Below are 20,737 nucleotides of genomic sequence, written 5' to 3' on the forward strand. Positions count from 1 at the left end.
CCGAGCATGCATCCTATCTCGCCTCGGTGGTTCCTGAAATCCGTCGAAGACATGATGCAGCTCGTTGCGGAGCTCCGTCAGGCTAGCCTTTTTTCCGGGCCGCCGCAGCCGAAGCAAAACGCTCGCGCAATTCCTTGCCCTTGCCGGGCAGCGTCCTCTGGCGGGCGCGGCCGAAGGCCAGCGCATCGTCGGGCACGCTTTCGGTGATCACGCTGCCCGAAGCGATGTAGCCGCCCTTACCGATGTTAACAGGCGCCACCAACGAAGAATTCGAGCCGACGAAAGCGCCCTCGCCAATGTCGGTGAAGAACTTCGAATAGCCGTCATAATTGCAGGTGATGGTTCCAGCGCCGATATTGGCGCCGGCGCCGACGCGAGCATCGCCGATATAGGTCAGGTGGTTGACCTTTGCGCCCTCCTCGATCGTCGCCTGCTTGACCTCGCAAAAATTGCCGACCTTGGCTTTTTGCCGGAGATCGGAACCCGGCCGCAGCCGCGCGTACGGTCCGACATCGCAATCGGAAGCGATCGTGGCGCCTTCAATATGGCTGAAGGCATGGATCTTGGCGCCCGGGGCGATCTTCACGCCGGGCCCGAACCAGACATTGGGTTCTACGATCGTATCGGCGCCGATCTCGGTGTCGTGCGAAAAGAACACGGTTTCCGGCGCGATCAATGTAACGCCGGAGAGCATGGCCTCGCGCCGCCGGCGCGTCTGCCAGATGCCTTCCGCCGCAGCGAGTTCGGCGCGATTGTTGATGCCGAGCACATTCTCGAAGCCGGCCTCTGCGGCAACGACGTCAAAACCCTGCCCGCCGGCGATCTCGACGATGTCGGTGAGATAATATTCGGCCTTGGCGTTGTTGTTGCCGACCTGGTCGAGCAGCTTCAGCGCTTGCTTGCCGGCAATCGCCATCAGCCCGCCATTGCAGAAGGTGATTTTCTTCTCCTCGTCGGTGCAGTCCTTTTCCTCGCGGATGGCGATGAGCTTGCCGCCTTTTTCGATCAGGCGGCCATAGCCGGAAGGATTTGATGTGCGGAAGCCGACCACCACGACGGCAGCGCCCTCGGCCAGTTTCAGGCGTGCAGCAACCAGCACCTCCGGATCGATCAGCGGCGTATCGCCGAACATTACCAGGACGTCATCGTAACCCTTTGATATCGCATCGCGAGCCGCCAAAACGGCATGCCCCGTGCCGAGCCGCTTGTCCTGGACGAAGGTCTCCGCCTTCGGCGCGAACTTTTGCGTGGCCTTGCGCATCTCGTCCGCGCCATGGCCGATCACCAGCGCCAGATCAACGCTGCCTGCGGCTTCCGCAGCCTTGACGACATGGGCGACCATCGGCAGGCCGGCGATCGGGTGCAGTACCTTTGGCACAGCGCTCTTCATGCGTGTGCCTTCGCCGGCGGCGAGTATGACGGACAGGCAGGTTCTCTGGCTCATGGAATGGCAACCATATGAAAAGGGTTGGGAATCAAGGCATGTCTAGCATTGGCGCCAATGCTGCGCCAATGCGGTTAAATTCCAGTGAGGTGGTTGTGCTGCGTCGCAAATTCGATTTCTAATCCGGCCAATGATCTATGCTGGCGCTGCCCCTCATCTGCCTGCCGGCATCTTCTCCCCGTATAGTGACGGGGAGAAGGAGGCTGGCCGCAACCTCGGCACCCTTTCTGCAACGCTGGAGATTGGCGAAATCCTTTGCGAAGGCGTCCTTCTCCCCGTCACTATACGGGGAGAAGTGCCCGGCAGGGCGATGAGGGGCGGCGCAAACCTGAAGCGATTACCGTGCCGGCAACGCCAGCTGCGATAGCTGTGAGTCGCATCAAGCTTTCGACTTGATCTAATCAACCCAGTTGCCCCAGCATCGGGAAATTCTCCAGCAGCCAGTAGGACGCGGCCTGCACGCCGCCGGTCAGGAAAAACACGCCGGCGACGACCAGCAGTGCGCCCATCACCTTTTCGACACGGCCGAGATGGACGCGGAATTTCGAGAGAAAGCGCATGAAGGCGCCGGAAAACAGCGCTGCGATCATGAACGGTATGCCGAGGCCGAGCGAATAGGCGGCAAGCAGCAGCGCGCCCTCGCCCACCGTCTCGCGGCCGCCGGCAAGCGTCAGGATCGGCCCCAGTACCGGTCCGATACAGGGTGTCCAGCCGAAGGCGAATGCCAGTCCCATGACGTATGCGGCAACGATACTGGCCGGCTTGCCCTGTGACTGGAAGCGCGCCTCACGCGACAGCAGCGGGATGCGCAATATGCCGAGGAAATTCAGCCCCATCAGGATGATCAGCACGCCGGCGGCCATGGCCAGCGGCTCCTGCCAGACGCGCAGCAGCCGGCCAATGGTCGAGGCGCCGGCGCCCAGCGCCACGAACACGGTCGAGAAGCCGAGAACGAATGCGATCGAGGCATAGAGCAGCGCGCTGCGTGCGTCGGCCTTGGCCGCGACGCCGGCATTGCCGCGGAAATCATCGACCGACACGCCGGCCATGTAGCAGAGATAGGGCGGCACCAGCGGCAGCACGCAAGGCGACAGGAACGAGATCGCCCCCGCCCCGACCGCGCTGACATAGCCGATATCCAATGCCATTTCCCGAACTCCAACTGTATCGGCGCCGATATAGCGGCGCACGAACTTGTCCGCCAATCACCATTGCGTGGCAAGTTGCCGCCTCGAATCGAGGAAGAAACGACCCACCAAGCGCGTTGATTCAACGAGGCCGCGGCTTTTCCGCGCGCTTCTCGATCATATCAGGGAGAGCGTCATGAAATCGATCACAGTTGGGCTGGCGGTGCTTTTGCTCGGCACCGCCACCTCATATGCCGCCGAAGCGTGGAAAGAAGCCGATGTCGGCGGCACCAAGATATACACCGATGCCAACGGCATGACCCTTTACACCTACGACAAGGACGAGATGGGCAAGTCGAACTGCTACGACAAATGCGCCGCCAATTGGCCGCCGCTGAAGGCTGAGGCCGACGCCAAGCCCGAAGGCGAATGGACAATCGTCGACCGCACCGACGGCACCAAGATGTGGGCCTACGAAGGCAAGCCGCTCTACACATTCATCAAGGACAAGAAGGCCGGCGATGTGACCGGCGACGGCGTCGGCGGCGTCTGGCACATCGCCAAGGCCGACTAAGCCCCAACCTCAATCCCCGCCCTTGACCGGCGGGAAATCCCTGGCTGCCGCGTATCCCTGCAGGCCTCCCGGCGGCCAGCTTCTTGTGCTGTCCCGCTGGACACACGAACCCCACTCGCCACGCCAGTCTCGCCCGCCAGCGTCGTCTCATCATGCCGGGCGTCCCTCAGCTGGGGCTGGCGCGTGATCGATGTTTCTCTTATATCCGCAGAAGATTTTGTCCCGTTTTCCCGGATTCATGCCGGCTTGTCCAACGATAGGGCAGCTGCTCCCCTTATCTGGGATTGCGGATATCACATGATGCGCCCTTGGGTTGCGCGCTCAATGCAGGACTGCATTTTGGGCGCTTCCCCTTGACCGGATGCAAAAGCGCGGCCATGTGAGCGACAATTGTACGAGATTTCGTCGCGCGCAGCGGAATTCTTCTGCCGCACCACAGCTGATATGAGACCTCATGGACGTCGTCGTCGTCGAATCGCCGGCCAAAGCGAAGACAATCAACAAGTACCTCGGAAAGAACTATAAGGTCCTGGCCTCGTTCGGCCACGTCCGCGATCTGCCGGCAAAGGATGGCTCGGTGCGTCCGGACGAGGATTTTGCCATGTCCTGGGCTGTCGATACCGCCTCGAGCAAACGTCTTGCCGACATCGCCAAGGCGGTCAAGGACGCCGACGGCCTGATCCTCGCCACCGATCCGGATCGCGAGGGCGAAGCCATTTCTTGGCATGTCCTGGAAGTGCTGAAGCAGAAGCGCGCGCTGAAGGACAAGCCGGTCAGCCGCGTGGTCTTCAACGCCATCACCAAGTCGTCGGTGCTGGAAGCGATGGCCAATCCGCGCCAGATCGATGCGCCGCTGGTCGACGCCTATCTCGCCCGCCGTGCGCTCGACTATCTCGTCGGCTTCACCCTGTCGCCTGTCCTGTGGCGCAAGCTGCCCGGCGCCCGTTCCGCCGGCCGCGTCCAGTCGGTGGCATTGCGCCTCGTCTGCGACCGCGAGTTGGAGATCGAGCGCTTCATTCGCGAGGAATACTGGCAAGTCGCCGCCATTCTCGGCACGCCGCGCAAGGAAAATTTCGAAGCGCGGCTGACCGCCTTCGACCGCAAGAAGCTGCAAAAGCTCGACATTTCGAACAAGGCGCAGGCCGACGACATCAAGGCGATGCTGGAAGGTGCGACCTTCAAGGCGCTGTCGGTCGAAGCCAAGCCGACCAAGCGCAATCCAGGTCCGCCCTTCACCACCTCGACGCTGCAGCAGGCCGCCTCCTCGCGCCTCGGTTTTTCGGCAAGCCGCACCATGCAGGTGGCGCAGCGGCTCTATGAAGGCATGGACATCGGCGGCGAGACCACCGGCCTGATCACCTATATGCGAACCGACGGCGTGCAGATGGCGCCCGAGGCGATATCAGCCGCGCGCGACGCGATCGCAAAAGAGTTCGGCCCAAAATACCTGCCTGAAAAGCCGCGCTACTACACGACCAAGGCCAAGAACGCCCAGGAAGCGCATGAAGCGATTCGCCCGACCGATTTCATGCGCACGCCCGCTTCGGTCAGGCAATATCTCGATGCCGACCAGGCACGGCTCTACGAGATAGTGTGGAAACGCGCCATCGCCAGCCAGATGCAGCCGGCCGAGATCGAGCGTACCACTGCCGAGATCGAGGCGGTCAACGGCGCCCGCACCGCGGAGCTTCGCGCCGTCGGTTCGGTCATTCGCTTCGACGGCTTCATTGCCGCCTATACCGACCAGAAGGATGAGGATTCGGAAGACGAGGAAGACCGCCGTCTGCCCGAGATCCGCGCCGGCGAACAGCTCGACCGCGAGGCGATCAACGCCACCCAGCACACCACCGAGCCGCCGCCGCGCTATTCGGAAGCCTCGCTGATCAAGAAGCTGGAAGAGCTCGGCATCGGCCGGCCGTCGACCTACACGGCGATCCTGAAGACGCTGGAGGACCGCGACTACGTCACCCTGGACAAGCGCAAGCTGTTGCCGCAGGCCAAGGGCCGGCTGTTGTCGGCCTTCCTCGAAAGCTTCTTCGAGCGCTATGTCGAATATAATTTCACCGCCTCGCTCGAGGAAAAACTTGATGAAATCTCCGACGGCAGGCTCGCCTGGAAGGATGTGCTCCGCGATTTCTGGAAGGATTTCTCGGGCGCCGTCGCCGACATCAAGGAATTGCGTGTCACCGACGTGCTCGACGCGCTCAACGAGGAACTGGCGCCGCTGGTGTTTCCCGCGCGGGAAGACGGCTCAAATCCGCGCATCTGCCCGAAATGCGGCACTGGCAACCTGTCGCTGAAGCTCGGCAAGTTCGGCGCCTTCGTCGGCTGCTCTAACTATCCCGAATGCTCCTTCACCCGCCAGCTCGGCGACGCCGCCAACCCCAATGGCGAAAACGGCAATGGCGAGGACGGCACCAAGGTGCTGGGCAAAGACCCCTACACGGCGGAGGAAATCACGCTGCGCAGCGGTCGTTTTGGCCCCTACATCCAGCGCGGCGACGGCAAGGAAGCCAAGCGTTCCAGCCTGCCCAAGGGCTGGACAGTCGATTCGATCGACCACGAAAAGGCCCTCGCCCTGCTGTCGCTGCCGCGCGACGTCGGCAAGCATCCGGAATCCGGCAAGATGATCTCGGCCGGTCTGGGGCGCTACGGCCCGTTCGTTCTGCATGACAGCACCTACGCCAATCTCGACAGCATCGAGGACGTGTTCTCGATCGGTCTCAACCGCGCCGTGTCGGTCATCGCCGAGAAGCAGTTGAAGGGCCCGGGCGGCCGCAATGGCGGCACGCCCGCCGCCTTGAAGGAGCTTGGCGAGCATCCCGCAGGCGGCGGCAAGATCGTCGTGCGTGACGGCAAATACGGGCCTTATGTTAATTTCGGCAAGGTCAATGCGACGCTGCCGAAGGGCAAGGACCCGCAGTCGGTGACAATCGAGGACGCGGTGGCGCTGATTGCCGAGAAGGAAGCCAAGCGTGGCAACGGCGGCAGAAAGCCCTTCCGCAAAGCGGCCGCACCTGCCAAAAAGCCTGCGGCGGCCAAAAAACCGGCGGCCCAAAAACCGGCGGCCAAGAAAGTGGCCAACAAAAAGGGATAGTGCATCGTGGCGCGCAGGGTATCCGGAAGAAGTCATGGCGATCTGCGCACCGCCGACACCAGGGCCAAAGTCAAAGACAACTACCGCCCGTCCCGTGACGAAATCCTGCGCTACATCGCCGAAAACCCGGATCGCTCCGGCAAACGCGACATCGCCAAGGCGTTTGCGCTGCGCGGCGAGGACCGTATCTGGCTGAAGGACATTTTGCGCGACCTGCAGGACGAAGGCCTGCTGACCAAGGAGCGCAAGCGGCTCGCCCGTGTCGGCGCCCTGGCCCATGTCGCCGTGCTCGACATCTTTGGCCGCGACGCCGACGGCGTGCTGCTGGCGCACCCGACCGAAGCCGTGGGCAACGGCGAGCCGCCTGTCATAGCGATCCGCGTGTCGCGCGGCGGCGGCCCGACACCGGGCATCGGCGACCGCGTGCTGGCCAAGACCTTTCCGACCGACGATGTGACAGGCCCTGCCTATACCGGGCGGGTGATGAAGATCTTCGAGAAGCGCACCGAGGCCGTTCTCGGCGTCTTCCGCGTGCTGCAGGACGGCACCTTCCGGATCGAGCCTGTCGAAAGACGCCAGCCGGAGCTGATCGTCGACAAGGAATTCCAGAACGGCGCCAAGAATGGCGATCTGGTCGAGGTCGAGCCGGCGCGGGCCTCCCGCTATGGGCTGCCCAGAGCCAAGGTGCTGGCGGTGCTCGGTTCGCTGACCAGCGAAAAAGCGGTCTCGATGATCGCCATCCACGCGCATGACATTCCGCATATTTTCCCGGCAGACGTCATTGCCGAGGCGGAGGCGGTCAAACCGGCGACGCTGGCCGGCCGCGAGGACTGGCGCGAGCTGCCGCTGGTCACCATCGATCCGGCCGACGCCAAGGACCATGACGACGCGGTGTCCGCCATATCGGATCCGGACGAGAAGAACCCCGGCGGCGTGGTGGTTACCGTGGCGATTGCCGATGTCGCCGCTTATGTGCGCTATGGTACCGCGCTCGACCGCGAGGCGCTGAAGCGTGGCAACTCGGTCTATTTCCCGGATCGCGTCGTGCCGATGCTGCCGGAGCGCATCTCCAACGACCTTTGTTCGCTGCGCGAAGGCCAGGACCGCCCGGCGCTGGCGGTCCGCATGACTTTCTCGGCCGATGGCCGCAAGCTCAGGCATTCGTTCCACCGCATCATGATGAAGTCGGCGGCGAAACTCGCCTATCGCCAAGCGCAGGCCGCGATCGACGGCACGCCGGACGACAAGACCGGCCAGATCCTCGACACGGTGCTGAAGCCGCTGTGGGACGCCTACGCCGTGGTGAAGCGCGGCCGTGAGACGCGCCAGCCGCTCGAGCTTGAATTGCCGGAGCGGAAAATCCTGCTCAAGGAGGACGGCACTGTCGACCGGGTCGTCGTGCCGGAGCGGCTCGACGCGCACAAGCTGATCGAAGAGTTCATGATCCAGGCCAATGTCGCGGCGGCCGAGACGCTGGAGGCGAAACGGCAGGCATTGGTCTACCGCATCCACGACGCACCTTCGCTCGCCAAGCAGGAATCGCTGCGCGAATTCCTGCAGACGCTTGGCCTGTCGCTGGCACGCGGCGCGCAGATGCGACCGAACCAGTTCAACGGGATTCTGGATCGCGTCCGCGGCGCCGACCATGAGGGACTGGTCAACGAGGTGGTGCTGCGCACGCAGATGCAGGCCGAATATTCGCCCAGCAACATCGGCCATTTCGGCCTCAATCTGAAGCGCTACGCGCATTTCACCTCGCCGATCCGCAGATATGCCGACCTGATCGTGCATCGCGGGCTGATTGCCGCGCTCGGCTTCGGTGCGGGTGGACTGACGCAGGATGAGGCGGAGCGGCTGGAAGAAGTTTCTGCGCTGATCTCAGCCACCGAGCGCCGCGCCATGGCTGCCGAGCGCGACACGGTCGACCGGCTGATCGCCGCCTATCTCGCCGAGCGTGTCGACGATCGTTTCGATGCACGCATTTCGGGCGTCACCAAATCGGGACTATTTGTCCAATTGCCGCAGTATGGCGCAGATGGTTTCATCCCGGTGTCAAGTCTGGAGGGCGATTACTACATATACGACGAAACTGCCCGATCGCTTTTCGGAGAACGCACCGGCAAGGGCTACCAGCTTGCCGACCGCGTCGAGGTTCGCCTGATCGAGGTGGCGCCTATGGCCGGCGCGATGCGTTTCGAGATGCTGACCGACCCGAAGCCGCTGCCCGGCTCCAAACGGTCGTTTCACAAGGCCAAAGGCCGCGCCCGTGCGTCGCAATCGCGTCCAGGCTCGCGCGGCAGGAGACGGTAATGCCAAGCGATTTGAAAATGAATCAACAGGTTTTCGGCGGCGAACATCACTCGGGCCGGATCGCCCGCCCGCTGTGGACGGCGATCAAGCGTGGCGCGCTTGGCCGCTGCCCGCATTGCGGCGAGGGAAAGCTGTTTCGCGCCTTCGTCAAGACCGTCGATAAATGCGATCATTGCGGCGAGGAGCTTCACCACCACCGCGCCGACGATCTGCCGGCCTATCTGGTGGTGGTCATCGTCGGTCACATCGTGCTCGGCGCCTTCATGGGCGTCGAAGCGACCTCCACCCTATCCACCTGGCAGCACATCGCCATCTGGGTGCCGCTGACCATCCTCCTGGCGGTCGTCTTGCTGCAGCCGGTCAAGGGCGCCGTCATCGGCCTGCAATGGGCGTTCTATATGCATGGCTTCGGCGGGGAAGAAGACCTGATCGAGTCGCATCCCGAGGCTTGAAACCGAGGCTGACGCAAATCGGCATGGCTGGACGCCACTTTCGCATCGGAGAAGATTCCGCTAGGTCGTGCGCATGGACGTTATGACCAAGGCGGAAGTCGACAAGGTTGAGCGGATCGCGCTCGACGCCAAGCCTATACGCCCGCGCGACGCCGCGACGCTGATCCTGCTCGACCGCAAGGGCGACGAGTTCCTGGTGCTGATGGGCCGGCGCCACACCCGTCACGCCTTCATGCCGGGGAAATTCGTCTTTCCCGGCGGCCGCACCGATCCGGCCGACAGCCGAATTCCCGTCGCCACCGCGTTGCACCCTGAGGAACAGGCGAGGCTGACCGCCGGCGTCGGCCGCACCAGCCCGGCCCGCGCCCGCGCCATCGCCCTGTCGGCGATCCGCGAGACCTATGAAGAAGCCGGCCTGCTGATCGGCCAAAAGGGCGCCTTCGCCACGACGAGGCGCGATTGGCAGGGTTTTGTCGAGCACGACGTAAGACCCTCGCTGGAAGCGCTGCGCTTCATCGCGCGCGCCATCACGCCGCCAAACCGGGTGCGGCGCTTCGACACGCGCTTCTTCAGCGCCTGGCGCGAAGATGTCGCCGTGGAGCTGCCGGACGGCGGTCCGACCAACGAGTTGGAGGAACTGGTCTGGCTGCCGCTCGCCAAGGCCAGAGAAGCTGATATTCCCGACATCACCAGGGCTATCCTCGAAGAGCTGGAAAAGCGGCTCGTCGATGATCCGCTGCTGCGCCCCGGTGGTTCCGTGCCGTTCTACCGGCTTGTCGGCAATCGCTTCGTTCGCGAAATTCTGTAGAGCATAGAGCATTCACATCCCATGACAGTCGATACCCAGCAAGAGGTCGAAGAACGCGTACATTGGCTGCCAATGATCGCGGCGATCTCGTCGATCAGCGTCGTCGGCATCGCCATCGGCCTCGGCATGCCGCTGCTCAGCGTCATCCTCGAAACGCGCGGCCATTCGGCGTCGATGATCGGCTTCAACACCGCTGTCGCCGGCCTCGCCTCGATCGTCGGCGCACCGCTCGCCACCCCGCTCGCCATGCGGTTCGGCGTCGCCTGGACGATGCTGGCCATGATCGCCACGGGAGTGCTGGCCTTTGTCGGCTTCCACTTCGCGCCGGACTTCTGGATGTGGTTTCCGCTGCGCGTCCTGCTGCACATCGCGCTGACGGTGCTGTTCATCCTGTCGGAATTCTGGATCAGCACATCGGCGCCGCCGCACCGGCGCGGCCTTGTCCTCGGCATCTACGCCACCGTGCTGTCGCTCGGCTTTGCCGCCGGGCCGTGGCTGTTCGCCCATCTCGGCAGCACCGGCTTCCTGCCCTTCGGCGTCATCATGGCGCTGGTGACGCTGGCCGCCATTCCAGTTCTGGCGGCACGCAACGAGAGCCCGACGATCGTCTCCAATGGCGAAACCAGCAACTTCCTGCGCTACATCTGGTTGGTGCCGACGGCGACCGCCGCGGTGCTGGTGTTCGGTGCGGTCGAGACCGGCGGCTTTGCGCTGTTCCCGGTTTATGGCAATCGCATCGGCTATTCCGAGGCCAACGCCGCCCTGCTGCTCACCATGATCGGCCTCGGCAACGTGCTGTTGCAGATCCCGCTCGGCATGATCAGCGACCGTGTCAGCGATCGCCGCTATCTGCTTCTGGCTTGTGCAATCATCGGCCTTGCCGGCACCATCTTCATGCCGCACTTCGCGCAGAATTGGCACCTGATGGCGGCGCTTCTGTTCGTCTGGGGCGGCGTGGTCGCGGCCATGTACACGATCGGGCTGGCCCATCTCGGCTCGCAGCTTTCCGGGCACGACCTGGCCTCGGCCAACGCTGCCTTCGTGCTCTGCTACGGTGTCGGCATGGTGCTCGGCCCGCAGGCGATCGGCATCGGCATGGACCTTTTCGGACCCTCGGGCTTCGGCTGGGCGCTCGGCATGTTCTTCGCCTTCTATATCGCGCTGGTCGGCGCCAGGCTGGTCCGAAAAATCCTGTAGAAAGACCGATCGATGCCTCATGTGGCGCGAGGCTGCTGACATAACCGTGTCAGCAGCACTTGGATAGATTGTCAGCAACACGCCACGAATTTGAGGATGCCACCATGATCGACTCCGGGTTCGAAACAAAATCGGTGCGGATGGAATTGCTGCTGCTCGTGACCTTTCAAGCACCGGTCGGCGATGTTGACCGCATCATGGAAGCGGTGGTCGCGATCGCGCCGCTGACCATGGACAAATACGACAGCAATGCCTACCAGTCGGAGCATGGCATCGAGCGCTACCGGCCGCTCGAAGGCGCTGCCGCCGGCGCCGAGACGGAATTGCGCCGACGGCCGGGTACGGTGGAAGTGTCGTTCGAGCTGCCCGACGACCAGGCGCTGGCGGCCCGCATCGTCGAAACGATCTTCCAGGCCCACAGCTATCAGGAGCCGGTGATCCGCATCCAGCCGATCCTCGCCAGCCGCTCCAAGGGGTTGGACGACCGCTCCAACCCGAACCGCTGGTGGAACACCACGGGAGACTGGAAGAAGGCCGCTCCAATTAAGGAAGATGCATAGAATCGGAAAGCAGCCTTCCCTTCTCCCCGTGTGGGAGAAGGTGGCCGAGCCCACGGGTCTTGCCTCCGGCAAGCCCGAGGACAGGCTCCGCTCGGTCGGATGAGGGGTGCTCCAGCTTGGCACTGACGGCACTCCGTCCAGCACCCCTCAACCGTCTTGGCGCTGCGCGCCAATCCACCTTCTCCCACAAGGGGAGAAGGACGAGGCAGCCTCACGGGGTTGACTTTCCGGGCGCGTTCTTTATGTGTCGCGCCAAGTTTCCCGCGTCCGGGTGTTTCCCCGTGCTCCAGCGGCCAAAACCCCACGAACATAACGGACTGATACAATGGCCAAAGCCGCAAACATCAAGATCAAGCTTCTGTCGACCGCCGACACCGGTTTCTTCTACGTGACCAGCAAGAACAGCCGCACCAAGACGGACAAGCTGTCGTTCCGCAAATACGATCCGGTCGCCAAGAAGCACGTCGAGTTCAAGGAAACCAAAATCAAGTAAATCTGGTTTCCTGCTTTAAAGCCAAAACGCCGCCCTGTGGGCGGCGTTTTTGTTTTCAAGGCTTCGAAAAGTCCAAAATTCCAATGCTTGGCGCAGAGTCTTGATGTCATTTTGAGAGGGGGCCGGTCGGCGTTTGGCAGCGGTACGAGGAGGCCACTATGTGCCAGCGCCGGCCGGCCGACCCCACGGACCCAGGAGATGCGGCGGACCTGAATCATGGGGTATTCTTCGGATCGACCCGGCGATCTACCCTCGCGCCGGTTCCGTCATTGGTCTGCACATTTGCGCAACAGCCTGTGAAAATCAACAATTTCTTAACCAAGCCCGGCGAATCGCTTGCGTTAAGGTAAATTCGTAACCCTGTCGCACTGACTGGATAATCAGGCGTCGGCGCCTGCCCCTGAACTGAGGTCTGTTGAGATTCAGGTGAGGCTGAGTCGAAAATGGCTCCCGAAAACCGGGACGGAGCGTGCGTTCGGGTAAGTCAGTACCGGAAGCGCAGGACACTGCCATTTGCAGGTCAGCTGAATATCAACGGACTTTAGGCCGCGTTGGCGACGACGCGGTTGCGGCCGGCGCTCTTGGCTTCGTAGAGCGCGAGGTCGGCGCGCTTCATCAGCCCGGCAACCGTATCCACGCCCTTCAGCACCGACGACACGCCGACGCTGACGGTAACCTCGATCGTGTTGCCGTCATGACCAACGGCAAACGGCATATGGGCGATCTCGGCGCGAATGCGCTCTGCGACCTTTTCGGCGACCGCGCCGTCCGTGTCCGGCATCACCACGACGAACTCCTCGCCACCGAAGCGGCAGGCGAGATCGATGCCGCGCACATTCTTGCGCAGCCGCCGCGCGAATTCGCGCAGCACCTCGTCGCCGCCGTCATGGCCATGTGCGTCGTTGATGGTCTTGAAGCGGTCGAGATCGGTGATCATCATCGACAGCGGCCGTCGCCGGGCCACGGCACGGTCGAACAGCGTCTGCAGATGGCTGTCGAGGTAACGGCGGTTGTGCAATCCCGTCAGGGCGTCGGTCACCGCCATCTCGATGGTCTGGGTGACGCTGGCGCGAAGCTGGTCGTTGTAGCGCTTGCGGCGCACCTGCGTGCGCAGCCGAGCGGTCAGCTCCTGCTGGTCGATCGGCCGCATCAGATAGTCGTTGATGCCGAGTTCGAGGCCGCGGACGATGCGCCCCTCCTCACCCTGCTGCGCCAGAAGGATGATCGGCACGAAACGGGTGCGATCGAGCGAACGCAGTTGCGAGCAGAGCCTGAGCGGATCGAAATCAGCAAAGGCCGTCGAGATCATCACGCATTCGTAGGGCGTCTCGGCGGCCTGGAAGAAGCCGGCATGCGGATCGGTGGCAATGTCGAGGTCGGCGCTGCCGCGCAGCATCTTCTGGACGCGCTCGACGGAAGATTTGCGCTCGTCGATCAGCAGAACCTTCGGCGCGGTGTCTGCGGATGCGAAGTTGCGGCTCAACAGCTCCTCGATGCCGATATTGCGCGTGGTCGAGGCGCGCAGGCGCAGCTCGTCCGTCAACGTCTTCAGCCTGACCAGGCTTTTGACGCGCGTCATCAATTGCAGATCATTGACCGGCTTGGTCAGAAAATCGTCGGCACCGGCCTCGAGGCCGCGCACCCGGTCCGAAACCTGGTCGAGCGCGGTGATCATGACGACCGGGATGTGCGACGTCGCCGGATCGCTCTTCAGCCGCCGGCAGACCTCGAACCCGTCCATATCAGGCATCATCACGTCGAGCAGCACGACGTCGACCTTGCCGTTTTCGCAGGTCTCGATCGCGTCCAGCCCGTTGGTGGCTGTCAGCACCTCGAAATATTCGGCAAGCAGCCGGACCTCGAGCAGCCTTACATTGGCAGGGATGTCGTCGACGACGAGGATCCGTGCGGTCATCTTATAAAGCTCCGGCTCGGCTGGAAGGGCGCATCAGGCGTCGCCCAGGTAGGATTTGATGGTTTCGATGAAACGCGGCACCGAGATCGGCTTGGAAATATAGGCTTCGCAGCCACCCTGGCGGATGCGCTCCTCGTCGCCCTTCATCGCGAATGCGGTGACGGCAATGACCGGTATGACATGGAGGTCGTCGTCCTCCTTCAGCCATTTGGTCACTTCCAGCCCCGATACTTCGGGCAGTTGGATGTCCATCAAGATGAGGTCCGGCTTGTGCAGTCGCGCCAGATCCAGCGCTTCCAGGCCGTTGCGTGTGCGTACCGTCTCGTAGCCGCTCGCTTCGATGAGGTCGCGAAAGAGCTTCATGTTGAGCTCATTGTCCTCGACAATCATGACCTTCTTAGGCATCAAATTCCCGTCCCGGCCTGCCTTCCGCTCGAAGGTTGCCGTCATGCGCCCTCGCCGGTACGCACCAAACCCTGCTCGACTCTACGGCAATATAATTGACGAAACGGAAACCGGCTGCCGGAAAAGCTTCGGATTTCACCTCGAACACCGCATTGCAGAGCTAGGTGGCTTGCCGCAGCCGACGCTTGCGATTACTGCCAAAAAGAGACTCATTCCACCGCGCAAGAAGGTAGTGATGGCAAACGCAGCGTCAATGCGCGAGGAAGCGGAAATCATTGCCGTGAAGGCATTGGGCTTCGTTGCCGCCGATCCGGAACTTCTGCCCCGTTTCCTGGCGATCACTGGCATCGAGGCGCATTCCATCCGCCTTGCCGCCGGCGAGCCGGGGTTCCTGGCCGGCGTGCTGCAGTTCATCCTCGCCCACGAGCCGACGCTCATGCGGTTCGCGGAGGAAACCGGCACGCCGCCGGCTTCCGTCGGCAAGGCGCTGCGGGCGCTGCCGCTTGGCGACGACGACCATGAACATTCGATATGAGCGACGATCGGATCGCGAAAACGCCTACGGCGTCGTTTCTTCTTCGCTGTCGTCGCCTTCATCATTCGAAACCGGATCGGCCGGCTTCACCATGACACCATTGACCGTGACCGAACCGTCCGGCTTGCCGTTGACGACCCATTCGATGCGGCCGTCCGGCAGCGTCTTGCCGAATCCCTTGATCGCAAGCGCCACCGGCACATATTGCGCGGCTTCCGGCTCCGACTTCGCCGCCGCCTGCAGGCTTTCCACAATTCTGTCGTAGCCTGCAATATCGATCGTCACATTTGCCTCGGGCTTCATGCCGGGGAACGTCATCTCGCCCTCCATCGCGATTTCCATGTCGCCGTTCTTCACCGTGCTGTGGCCGATGACAAATTTCGGCGTCTTGGCCATGAAATCAGCTTTGATCTGATCGCCAAAGTCAGCCGGCAGCGGCGGATTCTTGTTTAGATCAAAGGCTTCGATCGCCTTTTTCGCCATGCTGTAGAGATCGAAGTTGGCGCCGCCGAAATTCAGATTGATGTCGGTGGGCAGCAGCGCCGTACCCCAGGCGGGCACAAGATTCGGAGGGATCGTCAATCCTGCGGCCTTGATCGTATAGTTGATTGCTCCGTTCTGGGCGATGCCGTCGGACCCGAAGCTGGTGCCCAGCTCCGCCGCACCGAAATGTCCAACCGGGCTTTCGACAGTAACGTCCTTCAATCCGTAGCTGCCGTCGATCCGCTCCCACAGCGGCAGCGCGGCGAGCAAAAGTGATTTGAGCTGCGCCTGGTTGGCCTTCAGCTTGGTCTCGTCTTCATTGGCGACGGCAAATGCCAGCAGATCGAGAAACGGCTTTGTCCGCACGCCTTTGCCGGTCGCATTCACCGACAGCTCCGGTGATTTGATCGTAAGCGGGAATTTCAACCCGCTTTTGGGGTCGTCAAAATCAAGTGCTTCGGCGAAATCGGCGACCGTCTGCGTCGCGGTGAAATCCACGCCGCCATTAGCAGCTTTGGTTGCGTTCATGGTGGCAGTACCGGCGCCGGTACTCACCTTGGCGCGCTGCATGGTGTCCCGGGAATTCATCGTCATTCCGGCCATCGAGTGTGTGGCGCTGGTGAAAGCTGCCAGTTCGGGATCGTAGACGCCGGAAAACTTGCCGTCTGTAATCGAGAACTGCATGCTCTGCGGGCCCTCTGGCCCCTTGAACTCGAAGGAACCGCTTTGCGACACATCCGCCGAGACGCTCCATGTCCCGTTGCTGCCCGGCTTGACGAGCAATGCGTAGGGGCTGAAGTCGAACTTGAAGGAATGCTGCGCCGCCAGCAGGTCCACGACAGGTTTGACGTCGACAGCGAGTTTGTAAGCGTCGCCTTCCACGGAAACCTTCAGGAGACTGCTCGCCTTACTGCCGATATAGCGGGACAGATTTTCGGAGAGCTGCTTCGCACCCTCGTTGTCAACGGTCTGGCCGAAGACGGGTGCGCTGAGCGCGAGGACAAAGACGGCCGGAAGAACACGGTTCACGCAGAATCTCCGTTGCTATTCTTGTGACAAAAACGCCAACCGCAACCGTAAGCGGAAACGGACGAGGTGCAATCCCTCCTTGGCGCTAGAAGCCGATTTGTAGTGATCCTTCGCGCCCCCGGCTGTCCCTTCGGCATCAACAGTGAAGCTTCACGTCGCCTTCCTCGGCGTGACGACGCAAGCCCCGCGGGCATTGAGCAGGCCCCAGCCGAAGACGGCGTCCTTTCCCGGCGCGCCGAGATCTTCCGCCGACTTGCCGAGCGCGTCATGAATGTCGGCTGCGGTGGCGTTGCTGTTTGCCGATTTCATCAACGCCGCTGCGGCGGCAACAAATGGCGCCGCGAAGGAGGTGCCGGTCTTCGGCCGTCAGGCGAACTCAGCCCGGTCGCCACGATCTGGTCCGGCGCCTGCAACGGCAAAGGGACGGCGGGCTGCGCATCGACTGCCGGCAATTTGCGGAACCAGTCCGGCAAGACCGTCTTGGCCGCCACTGGCGGCGCGATGACGCCATGATCTTCCGGCCGACAGACAAACCGGATCGGGCGAGTGGTCTGGGAAAAATGAAACATCGATAGCCTCCATGGAAAAATCCGAGGAGGAACGGGCCGCAGGCGGATTTATTCCTGCTGGACGTCAACTGTCTGACTATGCAGGCCGGCCGCGACGGTTTGGCCGCCGCCGAGCGACCGCCGCGGCAGCGGCGCGCACAGCGGCACTGGCTCAAAGCACCAGTCGCATCAGCGGCCGGCCTGCCTTGCGCTCGACCAGCCTCTCGAAGCCGGCTTTCTCGAAGACCCGCGACGAGCCGACGAACAGCCCGATCGAACGCGAATCTTTCGACAGGTCGATCGGACACGCCTCGACCAGCCGCGCGCCATTCTGGCGAGCAAACTCGATGCCGCCTTCGACCAGCCGGTGCGTCACGCCCCTGCCGCGCGCCTTAACGCGGATGAAGAAGCATGAGATCGCCCAGACGCCCGGATCCGTGGCGTCGGCGGGATCGACCGGCGCCGACCCCCTGCCCTTATTGTTCCATTCGGGCACGTCGGCGCGCGGGCCGATCTGCATCCATCCGACCGCCTTGCCATCCTCGAACGCCAGCAGGCCTGGTGGCGGCCCGGCCTCGATCCGCGCCTTGATGTGGTCCTTGTTGCGCTCCCGGTTGCTGGCGCGGCGCACTGCCGGCGACAGCCGGAAATGTGTGCACCAACAGCCGTAGCAGGCGCCTTGCTTACCGAACAGATCTTCGAAATCCGCCCAAAGCTCGGGCACCAGCGGCGCTATGGTCGTATTCACGAGCTCTCTCCCGGCCCACCGCCTTGTCGTGGCGTCCGTCCTGACGTACCATTGCCTTTGTTCTCTTTATGTTCGCAGCGATGGCGGCTCCTGTCAACAATCCCGATCACGGTTTTTGCCGCGACTGCCTGACCTTTCAGCGCAGCGAGGCACGGCGCTGCGAACGCTGCGGCAGTCCACGGCTTGCCCGTCATCCGGAGCTCTACCGGCTGCATCTCGCCCATATCGATTGCGACGCGTTTTATGCGGCGGTCGAAAAGCGCGACAACCCGGCGCTGAAGGACCGGCCGTTGATCATCGGCGGCGGCAAGCGCGGCGTCGTCTCCACCGCTTGCTACATCGCCCGCATCCATGGGGTGCGCTCGGCGATGCCGATGTTCAAGGCGCTCGAAGCCTGTCCGGAAGCGGTCGTCATCCCGCCGGACATGGAAAAATATGGTCGCGTCGGCCGCGAGGTGCGCGCCATGATGCAGGCGCTGACGCCGCTGGTCGAGCCGATCTCCATCGACGAAGCGTTTCTGGACCTTGCCGGCACCGAGCGCCTGCATGGCTTGCCACCGGCGGTTGTGCTGGCGCGCTTCGCGCTCGGCGTGGAGAAAGAGATCGGCATCACCGTTTCATCAGGCCTTTCCTACTGCAAGTTCCTGGCCAAGGTGGCGTCGGACTTTCGCAAGCCGCGCGGCTTTTCGGTGATCGGTGAGGCCGAGGCGACCGGATTCCTGGCCGGGCAGCCGGTGACGCTGATCTGGGGCGTGGGAAAAGCTTTCGCCGCCACGCTTGAACGGGACGGCATCCGCACCATCGGCCAATTGCAGCGCTTGGAGCGCAATGACCTGATGCGCCGCTACGGCGTGATGGGCGACCGGCTCTACCATCTTTCACGCGGCGAGGACGAGCGCCGCGTCCATCCCGACCAGGATGCGAAAAGCGTCTCGGCGGAGACCACCTTCGACACCGACATTGCGTCCCTGGATGAATTGGTTTCGGTGCTGAGAGCGCTGTCCGAAAAAGTCTCGGGGCGGCTGAAGAAATCCGGCATCGCCGGGCGCACCGTCGTGCTGAAGCTGAAGACCCAGGATTTCAAGACCCGCACGCGCAACCGCCAGCTCGGCGACCCGACACGGCTGGCCGACCGCATTTTTTCGACCGGGCTCGAGCTGCTGCGCAAGGAAGCGGATGGCACGAAATACCGGCTGCTTGGCATCGGCGTCAGCGACCTCTCGGACGACGAAAAGGCCGATCCGCCCGACCTCGTCGACATCCAGTCGCGCAAGCGGGCCATGGCCGAAGGCGCCATCGACACGCTGCGCGACAAGTTCGGCCGCAAGGCGGTGGAGACCGGCTATACTTTCGGCAAGGGCCGCGGCGCCTACCCGCCCGAACCGATCGAGGACTGAGCCTTCGGTTCGGAAAAGATCGTGCCAGACAAGAAGATCAGCTGCGTCGCAGATCGATCCGGCTGGTCACCACCTTCTCGCCGGTCTTCGGATCGAGGTCGGTGACCGTCAGCCGCATGCCGTTCCCGCTGGTTTTCTCGACCGTCATTTGCGCCTTGCGATCACCGTTGACATTCTTCGCCCAGCGGATGCCGAGATTGATCGCATTGCCCGAGCGCCTGCCGCTGAGCTGTGCCGGCCCGGTGCGGGATCCGACATAAACGCCGGTGTACTTCGTCCCGCTGGACTTCAGATCCGCGCTGATGGCACGCGTCACCACGATAAGACCGCGGCAGCTGCCGTCCAGGGACAATGACGTCGAGGTTGCATCGGAATTGAAGTTACACGAGACATTCACCGTCGGTGCATCGGTGTCTACCTGGACGGTACCCTTGCCGGTGAATTTCCCCTGGAACGAGCTGAGGAAATTTGCCTCGTCGGCATGAGCCGCGCCGGCCGCAGCTAGCAGCCCGCCGGCAAATAGAAATCGCACGAATGATTTCATCGAATCTCTCCTCCTTGAGATCGGAGACACTTCCTGCCAAGGTCGGGCAAATACTGAGGATCAACGCCTTCCGTCACGGCAGGTTCCGTCTTCAACATGACCTTTTCGCATCGCGCCGCCTTTGGCCTAGCCGAATGCGCCGACTAGCGGTTGCGATCAAAGTCGCGGCTTGCGACATACGCGCATGGCACCCTCACCCTCGCTCCCCAAGGCCGCATTCTGGATGGCGCTGTCGATTGCTTCGTTTCTGACGATGTCGGTCGCCGGCCGCGCCACGACAGCCGAGCTCAATGTCTTCCAGGTGTTGGAGTTGCGCTCGGTGATCGGCTTTTTCATCCTCCTGCCGCTGGTGATGATGTCGGGCGGTTTTGCAGCGATGCACACCAAACGCCCCTTGGCCCATATCGCCCGCAACGTCGTCCATTATGTCGGCCAGGCGGCATGGCTCTACGCCTTGACGCTGATCCCGCTGGCCGTGCTGATCTCCATCGAATTCACGACGCCGATCTGGACGGCCATTCTGGCGGTCGGCTTTCTTGGTGAAAGACTAAGCCGGCCCAGACTTGCGGCCATCGTGCTCGGGCTGATCGGCGTGGTGATCATCGTCCGTCCGGGCGTCGGTGCCGTCGATCCGGGACATGTTGTCGTGCTGGGTGCCGCGGTCTGCTTCGGTATATCTGTGGTCCTGGTCAAATCGCTGACGCGGACGGACAGCGTCGTGTCCATCATCTTCTGGATGCTGGTCATCCAGTCGATGCTCGGCCTTGTCCCGGCGCTCTACGAATGGCGCAACCCGCCGCTCGAACTGTGGCCGTGGCTCCTGCTGATCGCCTTCACCGGCATGTCGTCGCATTTCTGCATGGCCCGCGCGCTCGCCTATGCCGACGCAACCGTCATCTCGCCGATGGACTTTTTGCGCGTGCCGCTGTCGGCGCTGATCGGCTGGCTGCTGTATCAGGAGCAGATCGACGCTTTCACCGCCGGCGGAGCCTTGCTGATCCTGCTCGGCAATCTGCTCAATCTGCAGAAGAAAGCGACCAAACCAGCGGAAGTGGCAGCGTCGTAGCATTT

18 protein-coding genes and 2 pseudogenes are annotated in these 20,737 nt (G+C 62.7%); 11 read left to right on the forward strand and 9 right to left on the reverse strand.

The annotated features are described in order from the left end of the window. Positions 1-82: 82 nt before the first annotated feature. Positions 83-1,444, reverse strand: coding sequence for a bifunctional UDP-N-acetylglucosamine diphosphorylase/glucosamine-1-phosphate N-acetyltransferase GlmU (gene glmU / locus AC0L3I_RS29245; RefSeq protein WP_473529198.1), 1,362 nt, complete (start codon positions 1,442-1,444; stop codon positions 83-85). 401 nt (positions 1,445-1,845) lie between these two features. Next, complete coding sequence (locus AC0L3I_RS29250; RefSeq protein WP_473487302.1) at positions 1,846-2,592, reverse strand: cytochrome c biogenesis CcdA family protein; 747 nt, start codon at positions 2,590-2,592, stop codon at positions 1,846-1,848. 175 nt (positions 2,593-2,767) lie between these two features. On the opposite strand from AC0L3I_RS29250, the gene AC0L3I_RS29255 reads away from it, so the two are divergent. The 8 genes from AC0L3I_RS29255 to rpmG all read left to right on the forward strand — a co-directional run bounded on the left by AC0L3I_RS29255 (position 2,768) and on the right by rpmG (position 12,062). Further along, the gene (locus AC0L3I_RS29255; RefSeq protein ID WP_254020229.1) at positions 2,768-3,145 is read left to right on the forward strand and encodes a COG4315 family predicted lipoprotein; all 378 of its coding nucleotides are present in this window, start codon (positions 2,768-2,770) and stop codon (positions 3,143-3,145) included. 454 nt (positions 3,146-3,599) lie between these two features. Next, entirely contained in the window at positions 3,600-6,242 is a 2,643-nt protein-coding gene (gene topA / locus AC0L3I_RS29260; RefSeq protein WP_473529199.1) for a type I DNA topoisomerase, read from the forward strand. Positions 6,243-6,248: 6 nt separating this feature from the next. Next, positions 6,249-8,552, forward strand: coding sequence for a ribonuclease R (gene rnr / locus AC0L3I_RS29265; protein WP_473529200.1), 2,304 nt, complete (start codon positions 6,249-6,251; stop codon positions 8,550-8,552). Next, a complete protein-coding gene (locus tag AC0L3I_RS29270; protein WP_123150736.1) occupies positions 8,552-9,004 on the forward strand; it encodes a DUF983 domain-containing protein in 453 nt (150 codons plus the stop codon). The genes rnr and AC0L3I_RS29270 overlap by 1 nt, the downstream gene beginning before the upstream one ends. A gap of 73 nt (positions 9,005-9,077) precedes the next feature. Further along, positions 9,078-9,812: an NUDIX hydrolase gene (locus AC0L3I_RS29275; protein WP_473529201.1), complete on the forward strand. Its 735-nt coding sequence runs from the start codon at positions 9,078-9,080 to the stop codon at positions 9,810-9,812. 21 nt (positions 9,813-9,833) lie between these two features. Then, on the forward strand, positions 9,834-11,009 hold the full coding sequence (locus AC0L3I_RS29280) for an MFS transporter (RefSeq protein ID WP_473487268.1): 1,176 nt from the start codon (positions 9,834-9,836) through the stop codon (positions 11,007-11,009). A 104-nt stretch (positions 11,010-11,113) separates the two neighbouring features. Beyond that, positions 11,114-11,569 carry a YqfO family protein gene (locus tag AC0L3I_RS29285; RefSeq protein ID WP_473529202.1) on the forward strand — a complete coding sequence of 152 codons (456 nt, stop codon included), beginning with the start codon at positions 11,114-11,116 and terminating at the stop codon, positions 11,567-11,569. Between the two features lie 325 nt (positions 11,570-11,894). Further along, positions 11,895-12,062, forward strand: a complete 168-nt coding sequence (rpmG, locus tag AC0L3I_RS29290; protein WP_006201775.1) for a 50S ribosomal protein L33 — start codon at positions 11,895-11,897, stop codon at positions 12,060-12,062. A gap of 541 nt (positions 12,063-12,603) precedes the next feature. Here rpmG and AC0L3I_RS29295 read toward each other — a convergent pair. Then, a complete protein-coding gene (locus AC0L3I_RS29295; protein WP_473487266.1) occupies positions 12,604-13,977 on the reverse strand; it encodes a PleD family two-component system response regulator in 1,374 nt (457 codons plus the stop codon). 33 nt (positions 13,978-14,010) lie between these two features. Then, positions 14,011-14,367: a response regulator gene (locus AC0L3I_RS29300; RefSeq protein WP_287247952.1), complete on the reverse strand. Its 357-nt coding sequence runs from the start codon at positions 14,365-14,367 to the stop codon at positions 14,011-14,013. Positions 14,368-14,617: 250 nt separating this feature from the next. Here AC0L3I_RS29300 and AC0L3I_RS29305 point away from each other — a divergent pair, with 250 nt between their 5' ends. Beyond that, complete coding sequence (locus AC0L3I_RS29305; protein ID WP_473487265.1) at positions 14,618-14,917, forward strand: DUF3572 domain-containing protein; 300 nt, start codon at positions 14,618-14,620, stop codon at positions 14,915-14,917. Between the two features lie 24 nt (positions 14,918-14,941). Here the strand turns inward: AC0L3I_RS29305 and AC0L3I_RS29310 are convergent, their stop codons facing one another. The 4 genes and pseudogenes from AC0L3I_RS29310 to AC0L3I_RS29325 form a co-directional block, all read right to left on the reverse strand. Beyond that, entirely contained in the window at positions 14,942-16,429 is a 1,488-nt protein-coding gene (locus tag AC0L3I_RS29310) for a hypothetical protein (protein ID WP_473529203.1), read from the reverse strand. Positions 16,430-16,579: 150 nt separating this feature from the next. Then, positions 16,580-16,795, reverse strand: a pseudogene (locus tag AC0L3I_RS29315) (S8 family serine peptidase); the annotation flags it as partial. A gap of 71 nt (positions 16,796-16,866) precedes the next feature. Further along, positions 16,867-16,998 (reverse strand): annotated as a pseudogene (locus AC0L3I_RS29320) (DUF6065 family protein); the annotation flags it as partial. A 151-nt stretch (positions 16,999-17,149) separates the two neighbouring features. Next, entirely contained in the window at positions 17,150-17,725 is a 576-nt protein-coding gene (locus tag AC0L3I_RS29325; protein WP_473487263.1) for a GNAT family N-acetyltransferase, read from the reverse strand. A 68-nt stretch (positions 17,726-17,793) separates the two neighbouring features. Here AC0L3I_RS29325 and AC0L3I_RS29330 point away from each other — a divergent pair, with 68 nt between their 5' ends. Next, the gene (locus AC0L3I_RS29330; protein WP_473529204.1) at positions 17,794-19,122 is read left to right on the forward strand and encodes a DNA polymerase IV; all 1,329 of its coding nucleotides are present in this window, start codon (positions 17,794-17,796) and stop codon (positions 19,120-19,122) included. Positions 19,123-19,159: 37 nt separating this feature from the next. Here the strand turns inward: AC0L3I_RS29330 and AC0L3I_RS29335 are convergent, their stop codons facing one another. After that, positions 19,160-19,666 carry a hypothetical protein gene (locus AC0L3I_RS29335; protein WP_473487261.1) on the reverse strand — a complete coding sequence of 169 codons (507 nt, stop codon included), beginning with the start codon at positions 19,664-19,666 and terminating at the stop codon, positions 19,160-19,162. Positions 19,667-19,850: 184 nt separating this feature from the next. Between AC0L3I_RS29335 and AC0L3I_RS29340 the strand changes: the two genes are divergently transcribed. After that, positions 19,851-20,732 (forward strand): DMT family transporter, encoded by an 882-nt coding sequence (locus AC0L3I_RS29340; protein ID WP_473529205.1) that lies wholly within the window; start codon positions 19,851-19,853, stop codon positions 20,730-20,732. The last annotated feature ends 5 nt before the right edge of the window (positions 20,733-20,737 follow it).

It is taken from the genome of Mesorhizobium sp. WSM4840 (assembly GCF_055811755.1).

What these genes read in the sequence shown, in the direction of transcription:
- AC0L3I_RS29270 (WP_123150736.1), top strand. Translation starts at nt 8,552, where the DNA reads ATGCCAAGCGATTTGAAAATGAATCAACAGGTTTTCGGCGGCGAACAT.
- glmU (WP_473529198.1), bottom strand. Translation starts at nt 1,444, where the DNA reads ATGAGCCAGAGAACCTGCCTGTCCGTCATACTCGCCGCCGGCGAAGGC.
- AC0L3I_RS29255 (WP_254020229.1), top strand. Translation starts at nt 2,768, where the DNA reads ATGAAATCGATCACAGTTGGGCTGGCGGTGCTTTTGCTCGGCACCGCC.
- AC0L3I_RS29275 (WP_473529201.1), top strand. Translation starts at nt 9,078, where the DNA reads ATGGACGTTATGACCAAGGCGGAAGTCGACAAGGTTGAGCGGATCGCG.
- rpmG (WP_006201775.1), top strand. Translation starts at nt 11,895, where the DNA reads ATGGCCAAAGCCGCAAACATCAAGATCAAGCTTCTGTCGACCGCCGAC.
- AC0L3I_RS29335 (WP_473487261.1), bottom strand. Translation starts at nt 19,666, where the DNA reads ATGAAATCATTCGTGCGATTTCTATTTGCCGGCGGGCTGCTAGCTGCG.
- topA (WP_473529199.1), top strand. Translation starts at nt 3,600, where the DNA reads ATGGACGTCGTCGTCGTCGAATCGCCGGCCAAAGCGAAGACAATCAAC.
- AC0L3I_RS29300 (WP_287247952.1), bottom strand. Translation starts at nt 14,367, where the DNA reads ATGATTGTCGAGGACAATGAGCTCAACATGAAGCTCTTTCGCGACCTC.
- AC0L3I_RS29340 (WP_473529205.1), top strand. Translation starts at nt 19,851, where the DNA reads ATGGCACCCTCACCCTCGCTCCCCAAGGCCGCATTCTGGATGGCGCTG.
- AC0L3I_RS29295 (WP_473487266.1), bottom strand. Translation starts at nt 13,977, where the DNA reads ATGACCGCACGGATCCTCGTCGTCGACGACATCCCTGCCAATGTAAGG.
- AC0L3I_RS29285 (WP_473529202.1), top strand. Translation starts at nt 11,114, where the DNA reads ATGATCGACTCCGGGTTCGAAACAAAATCGGTGCGGATGGAATTGCTG.
- AC0L3I_RS29305 (WP_473487265.1), top strand. Translation starts at nt 14,618, where the DNA reads ATGGCAAACGCAGCGTCAATGCGCGAGGAAGCGGAAATCATTGCCGTG.
- AC0L3I_RS29250 (WP_473487302.1), bottom strand. Translation starts at nt 2,592, where the DNA reads ATGGCATTGGATATCGGCTATGTCAGCGCGGTCGGGGCGGGGGCGATC.
- AC0L3I_RS29280 (WP_473487268.1), top strand. Translation starts at nt 9,834, where the DNA reads ATGACAGTCGATACCCAGCAAGAGGTCGAAGAACGCGTACATTGGCTG.
- AC0L3I_RS29330 (WP_473529204.1), top strand. Translation starts at nt 17,794, where the DNA reads ATGTTCGCAGCGATGGCGGCTCCTGTCAACAATCCCGATCACGGTTTT.